Origin of the sequence: Nocardioides sp. Root240 (genome assembly GCF_001428825.1) — a bacterium.
Classification (GTDB): domain Bacteria; phylum Actinomycetota; class Actinomycetes; order Propionibacteriales; family Nocardioidaceae; genus Nocardioides.
In genome coordinates, this window is the sequence record NZ_LMIT01000010.1 from 92,049 (window position 1) to 107,024 (window position 14,976).

The 14,976-nt window shown below is 73.2% G+C and carries 15 protein-coding genes; 1 reads left to right on the top strand and 14 read right to left on the bottom strand.

What is annotated here, in order from left to right; genetic code table 11:
* Positions 1-54 precede the first annotated feature (54 nt).
* Positions 55-690 carry a methyltransferase gene (locus ASE20_RS10510; RefSeq protein ID WP_056894516.1) on the bottom strand — a complete coding sequence of 212 codons (636 nt, stop codon included), beginning with the start codon at positions 688-690 and terminating at the stop codon, positions 55-57.
* An 83-nt stretch (positions 691-773) separates the two neighbouring features.
* A complete protein-coding gene (locus ASE20_RS10515) occupies positions 774-2,018 on the bottom strand; it encodes an MFS transporter (protein WP_200952773.1) in 1,245 nt (414 codons plus the stop codon).
* 82 nt (positions 2,019-2,100) lie between these two features.
* Here ASE20_RS10515 and ASE20_RS10520 point away from each other — a divergent pair, with 82 nt between their 5' ends.
* Positions 2,101-2,985, top strand: a complete 885-nt coding sequence (locus ASE20_RS10520; protein ID WP_056895142.1) for a LysR family transcriptional regulator — start codon at positions 2,101-2,103, stop codon at positions 2,983-2,985.
* 1 nt (position 2,986) lies between these two features.
* Here ASE20_RS10520 and ASE20_RS10525 read toward each other — a convergent pair whose 3' ends face one another.
* From ASE20_RS10525 to ASE20_RS10580, 12 genes are all read right to left on the bottom strand, one after another.
* Positions 2,987-3,508 carry a flavin reductase family protein gene (locus ASE20_RS10525; protein WP_056894517.1) on the bottom strand — a complete coding sequence of 174 codons (522 nt, stop codon included), beginning with the start codon at positions 3,506-3,508 and terminating at the stop codon, positions 2,987-2,989.
* Complete coding sequence (locus tag ASE20_RS10530) at positions 3,505-4,221, bottom strand: alpha/beta hydrolase (protein WP_056894518.1); 717 nt, start codon at positions 4,219-4,221, stop codon at positions 3,505-3,507. Before ASE20_RS10530 ends, ASE20_RS10525 begins: the two co-directional genes overlap by 4 nt.
* Positions 4,218-4,826 (bottom strand): cysteine dioxygenase family protein, encoded by a 609-nt coding sequence (locus ASE20_RS10535; protein WP_056894519.1) that lies wholly within the window; start codon positions 4,824-4,826, stop codon positions 4,218-4,220. The genes ASE20_RS10530 and ASE20_RS10535 overlap by 4 nt, the downstream gene beginning before the upstream one ends.
* Positions 4,823-5,434 (bottom strand): enoyl-CoA hydratase/isomerase family protein, encoded by a 612-nt coding sequence (locus ASE20_RS10540; protein ID WP_157538493.1) that lies wholly within the window; start codon positions 5,432-5,434, stop codon positions 4,823-4,825. Before ASE20_RS10540 ends, ASE20_RS10535 begins: the two co-directional genes overlap by 4 nt.
* Positions 5,431-6,582, bottom strand: a complete 1,152-nt coding sequence (locus ASE20_RS10545; RefSeq protein ID WP_056894521.1) for a CaiB/BaiF CoA transferase family protein — start codon at positions 6,580-6,582, stop codon at positions 5,431-5,433. The genes ASE20_RS10540 and ASE20_RS10545 overlap by 4 nt, the downstream gene beginning before the upstream one ends.
* A 166-nt stretch (positions 6,583-6,748) precedes the next feature.
* The gene (locus ASE20_RS10550; RefSeq protein ID WP_056894522.1) at positions 6,749-7,894 is read right to left on the bottom strand and encodes an LLM class flavin-dependent oxidoreductase; all 1,146 of its coding nucleotides are present in this window, start codon (positions 7,892-7,894) and stop codon (positions 6,749-6,751) included.
* Positions 7,891-8,934 (bottom strand): ABC transporter ATP-binding protein, encoded by a 1,044-nt coding sequence (locus ASE20_RS10555; protein WP_056895143.1) that lies wholly within the window; start codon positions 8,932-8,934, stop codon positions 7,891-7,893. Before ASE20_RS10555 ends, ASE20_RS10550 begins: the two co-directional genes overlap by 4 nt.
* On the bottom strand, positions 8,931-9,962 hold the full coding sequence (locus tag ASE20_RS10560; protein WP_082612319.1) for an ABC transporter ATP-binding protein: 1,032 nt from the start codon (positions 9,960-9,962) through the stop codon (positions 8,931-8,933). Before ASE20_RS10560 ends, ASE20_RS10555 begins: the two co-directional genes overlap by 4 nt.
* Positions 9,946-10,848: an ABC transporter permease gene (locus ASE20_RS10565; RefSeq protein WP_056894523.1), complete on the bottom strand. Its 903-nt coding sequence runs from the start codon at positions 10,846-10,848 to the stop codon at positions 9,946-9,948. The genes ASE20_RS10560 and ASE20_RS10565 overlap by 17 nt, the downstream gene beginning before the upstream one ends.
* Complete coding sequence (locus ASE20_RS10570; RefSeq protein ID WP_056894524.1) at positions 10,845-11,915, bottom strand: ABC transporter permease; 1,071 nt, start codon at positions 11,913-11,915, stop codon at positions 10,845-10,847. The genes ASE20_RS10565 and ASE20_RS10570 overlap by 4 nt, the downstream gene beginning before the upstream one ends.
* On the bottom strand, positions 11,912-13,462 hold the full coding sequence (locus ASE20_RS10575) for an ABC transporter substrate-binding protein (RefSeq protein WP_056894525.1): 1,551 nt from the start codon (positions 13,460-13,462) through the stop codon (positions 11,912-11,914). The genes ASE20_RS10570 and ASE20_RS10575 overlap by 4 nt, the downstream gene beginning before the upstream one ends.
* An 86-nt stretch (positions 13,463-13,548) precedes the next feature.
* Positions 13,549-14,904, bottom strand: coding sequence for an LLM class flavin-dependent oxidoreductase (locus tag ASE20_RS10580; protein ID WP_056894526.1), 1,356 nt, complete (start codon positions 14,902-14,904; stop codon positions 13,549-13,551).
* Between the last annotated feature and the right edge of the window lie 72 nt (positions 14,905-14,976).

Here is a 14,976-nt window from a genome sequence, read left to right on the forward strand (position 1 = left end):
AACCACCGAGCAGGCTCGTCGCTGGCGCTCCTCAGACCTCGCCCGCTGGACGGGTCAGGGGCGGACCAGCTTCACGACCAGCCCGTGCCCGGGCTCGGCCCGCACCTCGGCGGCCCGCAGCCCCTCGGGCAGCTCGTCGCCGAGCGCTCCGGTCTGGGCGACGGAGCCCAGCTGCAGCAGGGCGGCGCCGTCGGGGGCGAGGAGCCGGTCGATCACGGCGAGGCACTCGCGGGCGATGGCGAGGCCGTCGGTTCCACCGTCGATCGCGAGGACCGGGTCGGCGGGGAAGCAGGCGACGTGCTCGGTGAGGACCCACGGCGGGTCGGCGATGATCAGGCCGAAGGTGTGGTCGGCGTCGTACGCCGACAGGGCGACGTCGTGCACCTCGACGCGGGCGCTCAGCCCGGCGGCCTCCGCGTTCTCGAGGACGTAGCCGCAGGCGACCGGGTCCACGTCGACGCAGACGAGCCGGCGGTCGGTGCCGTGGATCGCGAGCAGGCCGATGTGGCCGACCCCGCTGCACAGCTCGAGCACGGGGCCGGGCGGCGCGGTGTCGAGGAGCTCGTGCGCCCAGTACGACTGCAGCGTGGTCCACGGGCGCGGCGTGAGCACGCGTTCGTCGTAGGTGATGTCCAGCGGGCCGAAGGCCACGGTCAGGGGGGTGGCGGGAGCGGGGAGCAGCTCGGTCATGGGGTCGTGCACCTGTCGCTGGGAGGAACGCAGCGACCCTGGGTCCGAGTCGCCTGGAGCGGCGTTACCCACGCTCCGGGGGTTCAGACCGGGTGGGGCACGGTCAGGTTCGGCGTCCGGCACAACCTCGCGACCGCGGCGCCGGCCACCCCGAGCAGCACCAGTGCCAGCACGCCGACGCCGCCCCACCCCCCTGCGGACCAGGCGGTGCCGCCGAGGGACCCGAAGACCGACGAGCCGACGTAGTAGGAGCAGAGGTAGAACGCCGCGGCCTGGCTCGAGCTCGCCCCGGCGAGGTGGGCGCGCACGGCGACCCAGCTGCTGGCGAGCCCGTGCATCACGAAGAAGCCCGCCGTCAGGCAGGCCAGCCCGACGACGACCGCCGGCAACGACGGCAGCAGGGTGCAGAGCACGCCGAGGACGGAGAGCAGGCAGCCGAACGGCAGCACCGAGCGCCGGCCGAAACGGTCGGCGAGCGCGCCCGACACCGACGAGCTGACGGTGCCGAGCGGGTAGACGAGGTACAGCAGGCTGATCGCACCCAGGCTGAGGTGGTACGGCGACGAGGTCAGCCGGAAGCCGAGGGCGTTGAAGACCGCGACGAGCGTCCCGACCGAGCAGGCGCCGAGGAGGTACAGGCTGCGCAGGGCCGGGTCGCGGAGGGCGATGCCCGACATGGCGAGGAAGCGGGCGCGGTCGTGCGGGCGTGGGGTGAAGCGACGTGAGGGCGGCAGCCAGACGGTGACCGCCAGGGCGCACAGCAGCGCGAGCGCGGCCGCCGCGGCCATCGCCCACCGCCACCCAGCGACGTCGGCGACGGGCGCGGTGACGAGGCGGCCGGCCATGCCGCCGATCGCCGTACCGCCGATGTAGAGGCCGGTGGCGCGGGCGACGGCGGAGGGCTGCAGCTCCTCGCGGAGGTACGCCGTCGCGACCGCCGGCAGCCCGGCGAGGGCCAGCCCCTCGACCAGCCGCAGGGCCAGGAAGGAGGACCACGACCAGGCGAACGGACACAGCCAGGCGACCGCGGTGGCCAGCCAGACGGAGCCCACGACCAGCGGCGTGCGGCCGAGGACCTCGGAGGCGGGACCGGCGACGAGCAGGCCGAGGGCGAGGCCGGCGGTGGTGAGCGACACGCTCAGCGTGGCCTGGGCCGGGCTGACTCCGAAGGTCGTGTGCAGCTCGGGCAGCAGGGCCTGGGTGGCGTAGAGCAGCACGAACGTCCCGAGGCCCGCGGCGAACATCGCCGCCATCACGCGCCGGTAGCCGGCACTCCCCGGTGCGTGCCCGTCGACGACCGGCGCCCCGGCCCTCTCGCTGATGCTCACCCGACGAGGGTCCGCCGGCGCAGGTCATACGTCCAATGCCTCCAACGGCGGAATCCCATACGTCAAACGTATGATGGCGGGCGTGCTGATCCGCGACCTCGACTGGATCGTGGCGCTCGCCGACACCGGGCACGTCACGGACACGGCGGCGGTCCTGGGCGTCAGCCAGCCGACCCTGTCGCGCGCGCTGGCCCGGGTCGAGGACGAGCTCGGCGTGCGGCTGTTCGAACGGGTGCCGACAGGCATCATCACCACGCCCGACGGAGAGCTGGTCGTCGAGTCGGCGCGCGAGGTGCTCGCGCGTCACCAGCAGCTGGAGCGCGAGCTGGCGGTACGACGCGACCCGGACCGGGGCGTCGTACGACTGGCCTTCCTCGACTCGATGGCGACCTCGCTGGTCCCGCAGGTGCTCCGGAGCTTCCACGAGCTGGCGCCGCTGGTCCGCGTCGAGCTGACGCAGGAGCCGGGCCACGACATCCTGCGCGACCTGCGCAGCGGGGCCGCCGAGCTGGCGATCACCTCCACCCGCCCGGAGGGCGACTTCGCCTGGGCACCCCTGCAGGAGGAGCGCCTCGTGGTGATCGTGGGCCGCAACCACCGGCTCCACCAGCGCAAGCAGGTCGCGCTGTCCGACCTCGCCGACGACGAACTCGTGACGACACCGGCCGGCTTCGGCCACCGGGTCCTCGTCGACGGGCTGCTCGCCGACGCGGGCGTCGCGCCGAAGGTGTCCTTCGAGAGCGCCGACCTGGTCACCATCGAGGGTCTCGTCGCCGCGGGCCTGGGGTTCGCGATCGTGCCCGAGGCGCAGGCCGGCCTATCGGGGACGATCAGCCTGCGGATCACGCAGGCCCGCGCCCGGCGGACGATCGGCCTGACCTGGCGCACCGACCGGCCGCTGGCGCCCGCGGCGGCACGGTTGCGCGACCACGTGGTCGACCACGCGCCGTACGGCACGACCCGCTGAGCTACGGCGCCGCGTGCAGCGGCCGCACCCGGCCGAACCCGCTGCGGTGGAACACCAGCGGGGTCTGGGTGCTCGCGTGGTCGACGTGGGCGACCGCGTGCAGCTCGAGCAGCACCAGCACGTGGTCGCCGGCCTCCACCTCGCGGTAGATCGTGCAGTCGAACTGCGCGAGGCCGTCGGCCACCAGGACCGCGCCCTCCGGCGTCGTCGTCAGCGGTACGCCGTCGAAGCGGCTGTCGACGGGACCGGCCAGCTGGCGGCAGACCACGTCGTGGTGGTCGGCGAGCACGGTGACGCCGAGGTGCGGGGCGGCGCGCAGGTCGGGCCAGGTCTTCGACGTCGCCGCGAGGTTGATCGACACGAGCGGCGGATCGAGGCTCACCGAGGTGAAGGAGCTGGCGGCCAGGCCGAGCGGACGGCCGCCGACCTCGGCCGCGACGGCCACGACGCCGCTGGGGAAGACGCCGAAGGCCTGGCGGAGCCGGGCCGGGTCGAGGTCCTGGTTGGTCGCGAGGACGGTCATCGAGCACCGCTCGTGGCCGGCTCGCTGACCACGTCGGGCAGCTCGGGTCCCAGCTTGAGCGACTCGAGGAAGAGCACGATGGTCGCGGCGACGGACCGGTGGGAGGCGTCGTTGAGGACGTCGTGGCGGCCGCCGTTGACCAGCCGGACACGGACGTCGGGCACGCCGTCGTAGAGGGCGAGGGCGTCGGTGGGCGCGGTCACCGGGTCGGCGGAGCCGTGCAGCACGAGCACCGGCTTGCCCGGGCCCTCGGGCGCCACGGACGCCCACGGCAGCGGCAGGTTGAGGCCGCCGCGGGCGAAGCCGGCGTCCTCGCCGATCACGCGGCGGTGGACGGGGCAGGCGGTGCGGGCCTCGACCTCGTCCTCCCACGAGCCGACACCGGCCGAGCCGGGCAGGGCGACGCCGGCCACGACCACGCCGTCGACCGGCAGGGACGGCGCGAGCAGCGCGGCGAGGGCCGCGCCGGAGTCGGTGCCGACCAGCACCTTCGGCGCCGGGAGCGACTCGTCGGCGAGCAGCTTCTCGACCTGCTCGTGGGCCGCGTCGAGGTCGTCGAGGTCGACGGGCACCAGGCGCACGCGCCAGGCGTCCGCGGACAGCCGGCGCCCGAAGCGCTCGTACGACGCGGGGGTCTCGCCCCGTCCGGGCAGCACGACCAGGGTGCCGCGCGGCGTACCGCCGGCGGGCTCGTCCCAGGCAGTCACGGTCATCGGTGGCTCTCCTTCTCAGCGGCCGGACGTGCCCACGTGGACGTGAACCAGTGGACGGCGCCGGTGTCGGGGTCGTAGGAACGGCGCGGCAGGGTGCCGATGTCGGCGCCGTAGACGTGGATGCCGACGACCGGCACGTCACCGCCGCAGCGGACCTGGTGGACGTCGTCGTCGGTGGTGCAGCAGACGGTCACCTGGCCGGTGGTCCACTCGTCGGTGCCCTCCTCGACCAGCGGCACGTCGGGCACGGTCGGCTTGGCGAAGCGGGTCTCGACCTCGGTGCCACTGTGGATCCCGACCACGCCCCACGTCTCGTGGCCGTGCACGGGCGTGCCCTGGCCGACGTTCCAGACCGCGCTGGCGATCGAGAAGGAGCCGTCGGCGGCGACGTGCAGTGGGTACATCACGTAGCGCTGCGGGTCCGGCACGGTCTTGTCGGCCGGCAGCGCGAAGCCGGCGGCGAGGGTCGCCTCCAGGTCGTCGCGGACCGCCGCGGTGAGTGCCTGCTCGTCGATGCCGTCCGCGATCAGCCCCGCCACCCGCTCGGCGAAGGCGGCGAGCTCCGGGACGTCGGTCTCGACGGGGACGATCTGCTGCTGGGTCATGCGTTCTCCTTCGTCAGGGTCGCCCGGTAGGCGGCGATCCGGTCCCGAAGACCGGGTACGGCGACCGAGCGGGCCAGGGCCGCGAGCTCGGCGTCGCTGTCGTGGGGTGGGCGGGGCGGGTGGGGCGCGCGCAGCACGTCGGGCAACGCGGCCGGCACGCCGGTGGTCAGGTCGGGCCCCATCTCGGCCCGGCGCACGGTGCCGAGCGCGACGCCGAACGCGGAGCCGGGGAAGCGCAGGGTGACCGAGGGGTCCACCAGCCGGTGGTCGCAGGCGAGCACGAGATCGGCCCCCGCACCGACCGCGGCACCCTCCGCCACCGCGACGGTCGGGTACGGCGCCGCGACCAGCCGTTCCAGCAGCAGTCCGATGCGCAGGAAGCGCGACGCCAGCGAGGCGTCGGTCTCCGTGTCGAGCCCGCCGAGGTCGAAGCCGGCCGCGAAGTGCCGCGCGTTGCCGCGGAGCACCAGCGCCTCGGGTGGCGCCGTGGTGGCCTCGTCGAGCACGCCGTGCAGCGCCTCGACCAGCGCGGCGGACAGCGCGTTGGCGCGGTCGGGGCGGTCCAGGGTGACCGTCCAGACGTCGCCGCGCTCGACACGGACGCTCATCGGGCCGCCGCCCACTCGTCGTGCACGGCGTCGTCGGCGCCGAGGCGTGGCGCCCCACGGTCCAACCGCGGCGAGAGTCCCTCGACCCGGACCGGGAAGAGCACGGTCGGCGTCGGGCCCGCGACCGGTACGTCGAGCGTGCCGACCAGGCCGGTGGCCTCGACGTGCGGGTCAGCGAGGACCTCGCCGAAGGTGTTGACCGGACCGCACGGCACGCCACGCTCGCGCAGCGCGGTCAGCCAGTGGTCGCGCTTCTCCTCGGCGAACCGCTCCTGCAGCAGTCCCTCGAGCTCGTGCTGGTGGTGTACGCGGTCGAGCTGCGTGCGGAACCGGGGGTCCTGCACCAGGTCCGGTGCCCCGACGACCTCGGCGACCGCCGCCCAGAGCCGGTCGTTGCCCGCGGCCACCGTGAAGTCCCCGTCCGCGGCGGTGAATCCCTGGTAGGGCGCATTGCGCGGGTGCGCGGTGCCGAGCCGTCGCGGCTCGACGCCGGATCCCCAGTACTCGCTGGTCTGCAGCGCGGAGACCCCGAGCAGGCAGTCGAGCATCGGGCAGTCGACCCGCACCGACGTCCCGCTCCCCCGGACCTGGGGCAGCAACGCAGCGATCGTGTACGCCGCGTAGAGCCCGGCCGTGAAGTCGCCGACCGGCACGCCCGCCTTGACCGGTCCGCCGGCGGCCTCGCCGGTGACGCTCATCAGCCCGGACATCCCCTGGATCACGACGTCGTAGGCGCCGTCGTTGACGTACGGGCTGGACAGCCCGTAGCCCGAGATCGAGCAGTAGACCAGGCCCGGGTGGCCGACACGCACGGCGTCGTACCCGAGGCCGAGGCGATCGAGCACGCCCGGCCGGTAGTTCTCGACGACCACGTCGGCCGCCGCGACGAGCTGCTGCACGCGCGCCAGGTCGTCCGGGTCCTTGAGGTCGGCGACCACCGAGCGCTTGTTGCGGTTGACCGAGGCGAAGTTGTGGCTGAACCGCTCCTCGCCATCGTCGGCGAAGGGCGGCCAGGCTCGCATCTGGTCACCCGTCGGCGGCTCGACCTTGACCACGTCGGCGCCGAGGTCCGCGAGCAGCATGCCCGCGAACGGCCCCGCGGCGACATGCGCCAGCTCGACGACCCGCACTCCTTCCAACGGACGCACGGCTAGTGCACCGTCCCGGACGCCATCGGACGCTGCGCGCACACATGGCACGCACCTCGCGGCGTTGCCGCCACTTGCAAGACGGCCCGGTATGGCTGCGTGCCGGCGCCTTGCGATGCACGCACCCTGAGCACGCCCACCAGCCGACGGCATCCGGGACGGCACACTAGACAGCCGCCGTCTCGGTACGTCGGGTGGCGGCGCGGTGGGCGAGCTCCTGGCGGACCAGCGGCAGCAGGTCGCGGCCGTAGTCGATGGCGTCCTGCAACGGGTCGTAGCCGCGGATCAGCACGGTGTCGACGCCGATCTCGACGTAGTCGAGGATCGCGGCCGCGACGGTCTCCGGCGACCCGACGAGGGCGGTCGAGTTCCCGCCGCCGCCAACGGCCTGTGCCGTCGGGGTCCACAGGCAGCGGTCGTGCAGCTCGCCCTTCTCGGCGACGGCCAGCAGCCGCTGGGAGCCGGCGTTCTCGGGCGCCCGGCCCTGCGGGTGCATCTGGCCGACCTTCTGCTTGAACGCCGCCCCGACGGCGCCGTTGATCGTGTCGAGGATGCCGTGCGCCCGCTCCCACGCGGCCTCGTCGGTCGCGCCGAGGATCGGCCGGAAGGACACCGAGATCCTCGGTCGCTCCGGCCGGCCGGCCGCGGCGGCACTGGCGGCGACGGTGGCGACCTGCTCGCCGGTCTCCTTCAGCGGCTCCCCCCACAGCATGTAGGTGTCGGCGTGCCTGCCCCCGACGACGTACGCCGCCGGGGAGCTGCCGCCGAAGAAGAGCTCCAGGTGCCGGTCGTGGTGCGGGAAGACCTGCGGGGTGGCGCCCTCGAAGCGGTAGTAGCGGCCCTCGAAGTCGCGCGGTCCCTTCGTGTCCCACGCCGCGCGCAGGACCTGGAGGTACTCGTCGGTGCGGTCGTAGCGCTCGTCGTGCGGCAGGTAGTCGCCCTCGCGGCGCTGCTCGACGTCGCTGCTGCCGGTGACGATGTTCAGCGCCACGCGGCCCTTGCTGAACTGGTCGAGCGTCGTGAAGGTCCGCGCCGCCAGCGTCGGGTGGACCACGCCGGGGCGGTGCGCGACGAGCAGGCCGAGGCGCTCGGTGTGCGCGGCGGCGTACGCCGCGACCTGGCTGCCCTCGGCCCAGCCCGAGCCGTAGCCGATCAGGACACGGTCGAAGCCGCCGTCCTCGTGCGCCCTCGCGAAGCGGGCGGTGTAGTCGGGGTCGACGACGGCGGCGTTGCCGGGACGGATCTCGGAGGCGTCGGCCGTGCCGATCATGCCGAGGATCTCGACGTCGTGGTAGCGGGCGTCGTGGGTCATGCGGACTCCTTGTGGGGGTGGGGTGGGGCGAGGCGCTCGCGCCAGGTCGTCGCGACGTGGCAGGCGGCCTGCCGGGCAGGGGCGTGCGGGAGCGGAGCCGGGCGCGGCTGGTCGGCGCACGCGTCGTGGACGAACGGGCACCGGTGCGCGAACCCACAGCCGAGGTCGGCGGGCCACGCCGGCGCATCCGGCGCAGGCTTGAGCTGGTCGGGTCGCAGCCGGTCCTCGTCGCCGATGCTCGGCGCCGACGCGGTGAGCAGGGCCGTGTAGGGGTGGGCCGGGTCCTCGAGTACGTCGCGGATCGGGCCCTGCTCGACGATCCGGCCGCGGTAGAACACCGCGACCCGGTCGGCGATCCCGGCCAGGGAGCTCAGGTCGTGGGCGATGATCACGACCGCGAGGTCGAGGTCGCGGCGCAGCTGGTCGAGCAGGTTGAGCACGAGGTTGCGGTTGGACACGTCGAGCGCGGACACGGGCTCGTCGCAGAACAGCAGGCGCGGCCGGGTGCTGATCGCGCGGGCCAGCGAGGCGCGCTGCCGCTGACCGCCGGAGAGCTGGCGCGGGTGGCGGGCGAGGACGGCGTCGGGGTCGAGCCCGACCAGCCGCAGCGACTCGACCACCCGCTCCTGGCGCTCCGCACGGCTCAGCGTGCCGGCGATGTCCAGCGGCTCGCGGACGATCTCGCCGATGGTCAGGTCCGGGTCGAGCGAGCGCAGCGGGTCCTGGAAGACCAGCTGCACCTGGCCCGAGCGACGAAAGGCCCTGCGGGCGCGGCCGCGCAGGCCGCCGACGTCCGAGCCGGCGAACGCGATCGTGCCGGCTGCCGGGGCGACGAGGCCGACGGTGGCGCGGGCGAGCGTGGTCTTCCCCGACCCGGTCTCGCCGACGATGCCGACGATCTCCCCCGGTCGTACGTCGAGGTCGGCCTCGGCCAGGGCCGCGCCCGTGCCGAGGTGGGTGCCCTTGCGCGGCGCCGCGTAGGACACCGACAGGCCGCGCACGCTCAGCAGGGGCACGGGCAGCTCGTGGGCGGTGGTCATGCCGGCACCTTCTGTCCGGTCGTAGCGGTCGTGGCGGTCGTGGCGGTCGTCGCGGTCGTCAGCACGCACCGGCTGGTGCGGCCGGCCCCGAGGTCGGCGACCGGCACCGGGCCGGCCGTGCAGGACGCGCTCGCCTGCGCGCAGCGCGGCGCGAACCGGCAGCCGGGCATGTCCTCGCCGGCGGCCGGCGGCTGGCCGGGGATCACGTCGAGGCGCCGGCGGTGCCAGCTGCCGATCGTCGCGACACCCATCAACGCCCGCGTGTAGGGGTGCTGCGGGTTGCGCAGCACCTCCTCCGTCGGGCCGCTCTCGACCACCTGTCCGCCGTACATCACCAGGATGCGGTCGCAGCTCTCGGCGACCACGGCGAGGTCGTGGGTGACCAGCAGCAGCGACAGTCCGTGGGTCTCGCGCAGGCGCCGCAGCAGGGCGAGGATCTCGGCCTGGATCACGACGTCGAGCGCGGTCGTCGCCTCGTCGGCGATGAGCAGCTCCGGCTCGCACGAGACCGCGATCGCGATCAGGACGCGCTGCAGCATGCCGCCGGACAGCTGGTGCGGGTACTGGTGGAAGACGCCCGCCGGGTCGTGCAGGCCGACCTCGGCGAACAGCTCGACCGAGCGCTCGTGCGCCGCGCGCCGCGAGAGACCGGTCTTGATCCGCAGCTGCTCGGCGAGCTGGTGGCCGACCGTCAGCGACGGGTTGAGGTACGACGCCGGGTCCTGGAACACCGCACCCACCCGCGCCGCGCGGACGCGGTCCCACGTCGAGCGACGGGCGCCGGTGAGCTCCACCTCGTCCGCACCGTCCCCGAGCACGATCCGGCCGGCGTCGACGCGACCGGTCGCGGGCAGCAGGCCGAGCACGGCCCGGCAGGTGAGGGTCTTGCCGCTGCCGGACTCGCCGACCAGCCCGACGGACTCGCCGCGGCGGATGGCGAACGAGACGTCCTGGACGGCGACCAGGCCGTCCGCCACGGAGACCTGCAGGTCGTTGACCCGGAGCGTGTTCTCAGGCTGGGACGACATCGGGTCGCTCCTCTCGGACGGAGGTGGAGGGGGACGGGCGGGGACGGCGCCGGGGCGATGCGGTCGCGCCGGTGGCGTCGCGGATCGCGTCGGCGAGCAGGTTCAGGGACCCGACGGTCGCCATCATCAGCACGGCGGGGTACACCGGCGCCCAGGGCTGCTGCGCGAGGTAGCCGAGGTCGGATGAGAGCATCCCGCCCCACGTCGGCGCGGGCGGCGTCACGCCGAGGCCGAGGAAGGCGAGCGAGGCGACGACCAGCAGCGCGGACCCGGTGACGTGGGCGGCGGTGACGGCCACGTTCGGGAGCACCTTGCTCCAGATGTGCTTGCGCAGCGTCCACCACTCGGTGGCCCCCATCAGCTCGGCCGCCTCGACGTACTGGACCTTGCGCAGGCCCAGCGTCGCGGCCCTCGTGACGCGGTAGAAGATCGGGCTGATCAGCACGCCGATCGCGACCATCGCCTGCTGCAGGCCGTTGCCGAGGGTGCCGGCGACGGCGATCGCGAAGACGGTGAACGGCAGCACGACGAGGGTGTCGCTGATCCGCAGCGTCACCCACTCCAGGCGCGGCCCGAGCCACGCCGAGACCAGGCCGGCCGGGACGCCGAGCAGGCCGCCGATGGCGACCGCCTCGACCGCACCGACCACGGAGAGCCGGGTGCCCTCCATCAGGCGGCTGAGCACGTCGCGCCCGACGTAGTCGGTGCCGAGCAGGTGGTCCGCGCTCGGCCCCTGCAGGACGCGGTCGGTGTACTGCTGCAGCGGGTCGTGGGGCGCCAGGGCTCCGCCGAACAGGGCGAGGAAGCCGACGCCGGCCAGGACCAGCAGGGCGAAACGGGCGCTGGGCACCCGCCACAGGGCGAGGATCGTCGTGGGGTGGGTCATGACGCGGCTCCTACGGTCGTGCCGTCGCCGCGGCGGGCGACCGGGTTGAGCAGGGTCTGGAGCACGTTGATCACCAGGCTGGCGGCGACCACGACGACGGCGGTGACGAGCAGCGTCCCCAGCACGACCGGTACGTCGCCGCGCTCGGCGGACTGCAGGGCGAGCTGCGCGACGCCGGGGAGCCCGAAGAGCTTCTCGGTCATCACGGCACCGCCGATGATGAGCGGGATGGCGAGGCCGATCACCGCGAGGGTCGGGCCGGCGGCATTGCGCAGCACGTGCCCGAACAGGACCCGACGGCGGCCGAAGCCCCGCATCTCGGCCCCGATCGCGTAGTTCTCGCGCAGCTCCCCGGTGAGCGACGTGCGCAGCTGGCGGGCGATCGACGCGGCGACGTCGAGGCTCAGGGCGAGGCCGGGCAGGATCGAGAAGCGCAGCCACTCCAGCGGGTCCTGGCCGATCGGCACGTAGCCGCCGGCCGGCAGCACCTGCAGCTTGACGGCGAAGACGACGATCAGCGCCATGCCGATCACGAACGGCGGCAGCGTCCCCAGCAGGGAGCACACCAGCGTGACCACGCGGTCGAACACACCGCCGTTGCTCAGCGCGGCGCCGATGCCGGCACCGCCGCCGATCAGGATCGCCAGCACCAGCGCGAGGGCGGCGATCGACAGGTCGACCGGCAGCGCGGTGCGGATGCTGTCGGTGACCGGGATCGTCGTGAACCAGGAGCGACCGAGGTCGCCGGTCAGCGCGTGCCCGACCCAGCTGAAGTACTGCGCGACGAGCGAGCGGTCGAGGCCGAACTCGTGGTTGAGCCGGTCGATGTCCTCCTGCGTCGCGGTCTCCCCGAGCGCGGCGGCGGCAGGGTTGCTGTCGCTCAGCGCACCGAGGGCGAAGGTGATCACGGACGCCAGCAGGAGCACGGTGACCGTGACGGCCACGATGCCGGCCAGCGAGCGCAGCCACGGAAGCGTGCGTCGTACGGCGGCCGCGACCGCCCCGCCGGCGCCGCCGACGGCAGTGGCCGCGCCGGTCGCCGGCGAGGCGGGTGCGGCGATGCTCACGAGGTCGACACCCCCTCGAAGCGACGCAGGCTCGGCGACTTCGGCAGCTCGGAGACGCCCTTGCGGGCGATGATCGACGGCGTCAGGTAGAGGAAGGTGTTGGGGAAGCTCGTGACCGCGATCCTCGTCGCCTCCTGGAGCAGCGCCGGGTACGACGGGTCGTCGGTCGGCGTCTCCTTGACCTTCTTCAGCTGCGCCTCGAGCTTGGCGTTGGTCTGCCGCGCCGGGTTCATGAGCCCCTCGGCGCCGAAGAGCACCTGGAAGGCCTGCACCGGCGACTCGCGGCCCGCGAAGCCGTCGTAGGTCAGGGCCTTGGCGCGCTCGATGTAGACGAGCTGGGTGTGCTGGGTGCCCGGGATGTTCTCGATCCTCGCGTCGATGCCCACCTCCTTGAGCTGGGCCTGGATCAGCTCGACCGCGGCCGGGGCGAAGCCCGAGCTGGTCAGCACGGCCGGGACCGGCTTGGTGTAGCCGGCGTCGGCGAGCAGCTGGCGCGCCTTGTCCGGGTCGTGGGCGTAGATGTCCGCGAGCTCGGGGTTGTAGCCGACGTACCCGGGCGGGAAGGGCTGGTAGTTGACGTCACCGATGCCGAAGTTGGCGACCTCCTTGATCTTCTCGCGGTCGATGGCGAACTTGAGCGCCTCGACGACGGCAGGGTCGTTCCACGGTGCCTTGCCCGCGTGGACGTCGAGCACGCTGACGAACATCGACTCGAGGACCTGCACGTCCAGCCCGGCGTCCTTGGCCTGCTGGACCTGCGCACCGCCGAGCCGGGCCAGGTTGTACTGGCCGGACTGCACGGCGGCGACCACGGTCGCCGGGTCCGCCTGCGGGTACAGCTCGAAGTTGTCGACCTTGATCTCGTCGGCCGCGAAGAAATTCGGGTTCTTCTTCGCCGACGCGTGGTCGTTCTGGACGTACTTGGTGACCTGGAAGGGGCCCGAGCCGGCGGGCTGGGTGGCCAGCGACGCTGCGTCCTTCTCGAACACCGCCGGGTTGACGACCATGCCGGTCTTGCCGGCGAAGAGCAACGGGTACTGGTAGTCGACCTCGCTCAGCTCCACCACGACGTCGCGGGCGCCGGAGGCCGTGACCTTCTTGATCGTCTTCATCTGCGGCGCGATGAGCGAGCCGGACTGGGTGCGGCCGCGCTCGATCGACTTCGCGACGGCGGTGGCGTCCAGCGGGCTGCCGTCGCTGAACTTCAGGCCCGCGCGCAGGGTGAAGGTGACCTTCTTGCCCGACGCGTCGTACTTCCAGGACTCGGCGAGCCACGGGATGGCGTTGCCCTGCTGGTCCAGCGCCGTGATCGGGTCGTAGGCGAGCGCCAGCATCTGCACGTCGGAGCCGGCCGAGGAGGTGACCGGGTCCCAGGTGGTCGGCAGCTGCCAGGCCCACTTGATGGTGCCGGCGCCGCCGCCGGAACCGGTGCCGGTCGACGTGCCGCCGCAGGCCTCGAGCGCCAGGATCAGGCCGGCGCCGAGGCTGGCGCCCAGGAAGGCACGGCGGTTGAGGTTCGTGGCGGGCTGGCGGGTACGGAGGGACATCGAGGTCTCTTTCGTGCGGTGTTCTCGGGTGGATGGGTACGACGGGTGTCCGAGCGCCCGGTGGGTGCGACCGGGCGCCCGGAGCTCTAGGGGGTCACCGCCGCGGCGCGGGCCGCGGTGTGACGGTTGACCGGGACGGGGAGCCCGAGATGTCCCCGCAGGGTGGTCGCTTCGTAGTCGGCGCGGAACACGCCGCGCTCCTGGAGGATCGGCACGACCTCGTCGACGAAGCGACGGAAGTTGGCCGGGTGGTCGACGCCGACGTTGAAGCCGTCGCAGGCGCGGGCCTCCCACCACTCGACGAGCTTGTCGGCGACGGTGGCGGCGGAGCCGACGAACTCGCTCTTGCGGAAGTAGCGTGTCGCCTCGACGGTCTGGCGCAGCGTCCAGCCGTTCTCGACGGCACGCTCGGTGACGGCCTTGGCCTGGGTGAAGAACGAGCGGCGCCCGTGCTCGAGGGTCTCGGCCGGGAAGGGCGCGTCGAGGTCGTACTGGGTGAAGTCGTGCCAGCCGAACGGGCGGCCGAACTCCTCGAGCGCGGCCTCGAAGGTGTGGTCGCGGTCGTTGTTGAAGGCCTCGATCTCGCGGGCCTCCTCGTCGGTGTCGCCGACGACGACCTTGATGCCGGGCATGATCACGAGCTCGTCGGGGTTGCGGCCGAACTTCGTGCGGGCGCGGGTCTTGAGGTCGTCGTAGAACGCCTGGCCGGCAGGGATGTCGGGCGCGTGGGTGAAGATCCCCTCCCCCACGCTGGCGCCGAGGTCGCGGCCCTGGTCGGAGTCGCCGGCCTGGAAGACGACCGGGTGGCCCTGCGGCGAGCGGACCAGGTTGAGCGGGCCGCGGACCTTGAAGTGCTCGCCCTCGTGGTCGAGGACGTGCTGCTTGGTGCGATCGAGGAAGACGCCGCTCTCCCGGTCGCGGACGAAGGCGTCGTCCTCGTAGGAGTCCCACAGCGCGCGGGCGAGCTCGACGAACTCCTGCGCCCGGCCGTAGCGGGTGTCGTAGTCGTAGTGCTCCTCGAGCCCGTAGTTGGTCGCGGTCCCGGCGTCGCCGGTGGTGACCACGTTCCAGCCCGCGCGACCGCCGCTGATCAGGTCGAGGGAGCCGAGGCGTCGTACCAGGTTGAAGGGGCTGTTGAAGCTCGTCGTCGCGGTGCCCACCAGCCCGATCCGGCTGGTCTGGGTGGCGAGCGCGCTGAGCAGGGTCAGCGGCTCGAGCCGGTTGAGGTAGTGGGGCGGCGAGTACGGCGTGATGAACTGGCTGTCGACGATGAAGACGAGGTCGAAGCGCCCCCGCTCGGCCAGCTGCGCGATCTCGATGAACCACGCGATGCTCACGCTCGCATCGCCCGGGATCTCGGGGTCGAGCCACAGCGTGTGGCTGCCCGGACCACCCGTGCCGTAGGGCACCGCACCCAGGTGGATCTGCCGCGTCGAGGCCATGGACGGCTCGCTCCCTCACTCGTTCCGATGTTTGTCTACAAAATTACTCTGGTTTGAGTGAGAGATCCAACG

Excerpts from the sequence above, each read along its gene's own strand:
- ASE20_RS10510 (WP_056894516.1), bottom strand. The coding sequence starts at position 690 with ATGACCGAGCTGCTCCCCGCTCCCGCCACCCCCCTGACCGTGGCCTTC.
- ASE20_RS10525 (WP_056894517.1), bottom strand. The coding sequence starts at position 3,508 with ATGACCGTCCTCGCGACCAACCAGGACCTCGACCCGGCCCGGCTCCGC.
- ASE20_RS10530 (WP_056894518.1), bottom strand. The coding sequence starts at position 4,221 with ATGACCGTGACTGCCTGGGACGAGCCCGCCGGCGGTACGCCGCGCGGC.
- ASE20_RS10535 (WP_056894519.1), bottom strand. The coding sequence starts at position 4,826 with ATGACCCAGCAGCAGATCGTCCCCGTCGAGACCGACGTCCCGGAGCTC.
- ASE20_RS10540 (WP_157538493.1), bottom strand. The coding sequence starts at position 5,434 with ATGAGCGTCCGTGTCGAGCGCGGCGACGTCTGGACGGTCACCCTGGAC.
- ASE20_RS10550 (WP_056894522.1), bottom strand. The coding sequence starts at position 7,894 with ATGACCCACGACGCCCGCTACCACGACGTCGAGATCCTCGGCATGATC.
- ASE20_RS10555 (WP_056895143.1), bottom strand. The coding sequence starts at position 8,934 with ATGACCACCGCCCACGAGCTGCCCGTGCCCCTGCTGAGCGTGCGCGGC.
- ASE20_RS10560 (WP_082612319.1), bottom strand. The coding sequence starts at position 9,962 with ATGTCGTCCCAGCCTGAGAACACGCTCCGGGTCAACGACCTGCAGGTC.
- ASE20_RS10565 (WP_056894523.1), bottom strand. The coding sequence starts at position 10,848 with ATGACCCACCCCACGACGATCCTCGCCCTGTGGCGGGTGCCCAGCGCC.
- ASE20_RS10575 (WP_056894525.1), bottom strand. The coding sequence starts at position 13,462 with ATGTCCCTCCGTACCCGCCAGCCCGCCACGAACCTCAACCGCCGTGCC.
- ASE20_RS10580 (WP_056894526.1), bottom strand. The coding sequence starts at position 14,904 with ATGGCCTCGACGCGGCAGATCCACCTGGGTGCGGTGCCCTACGGCACG.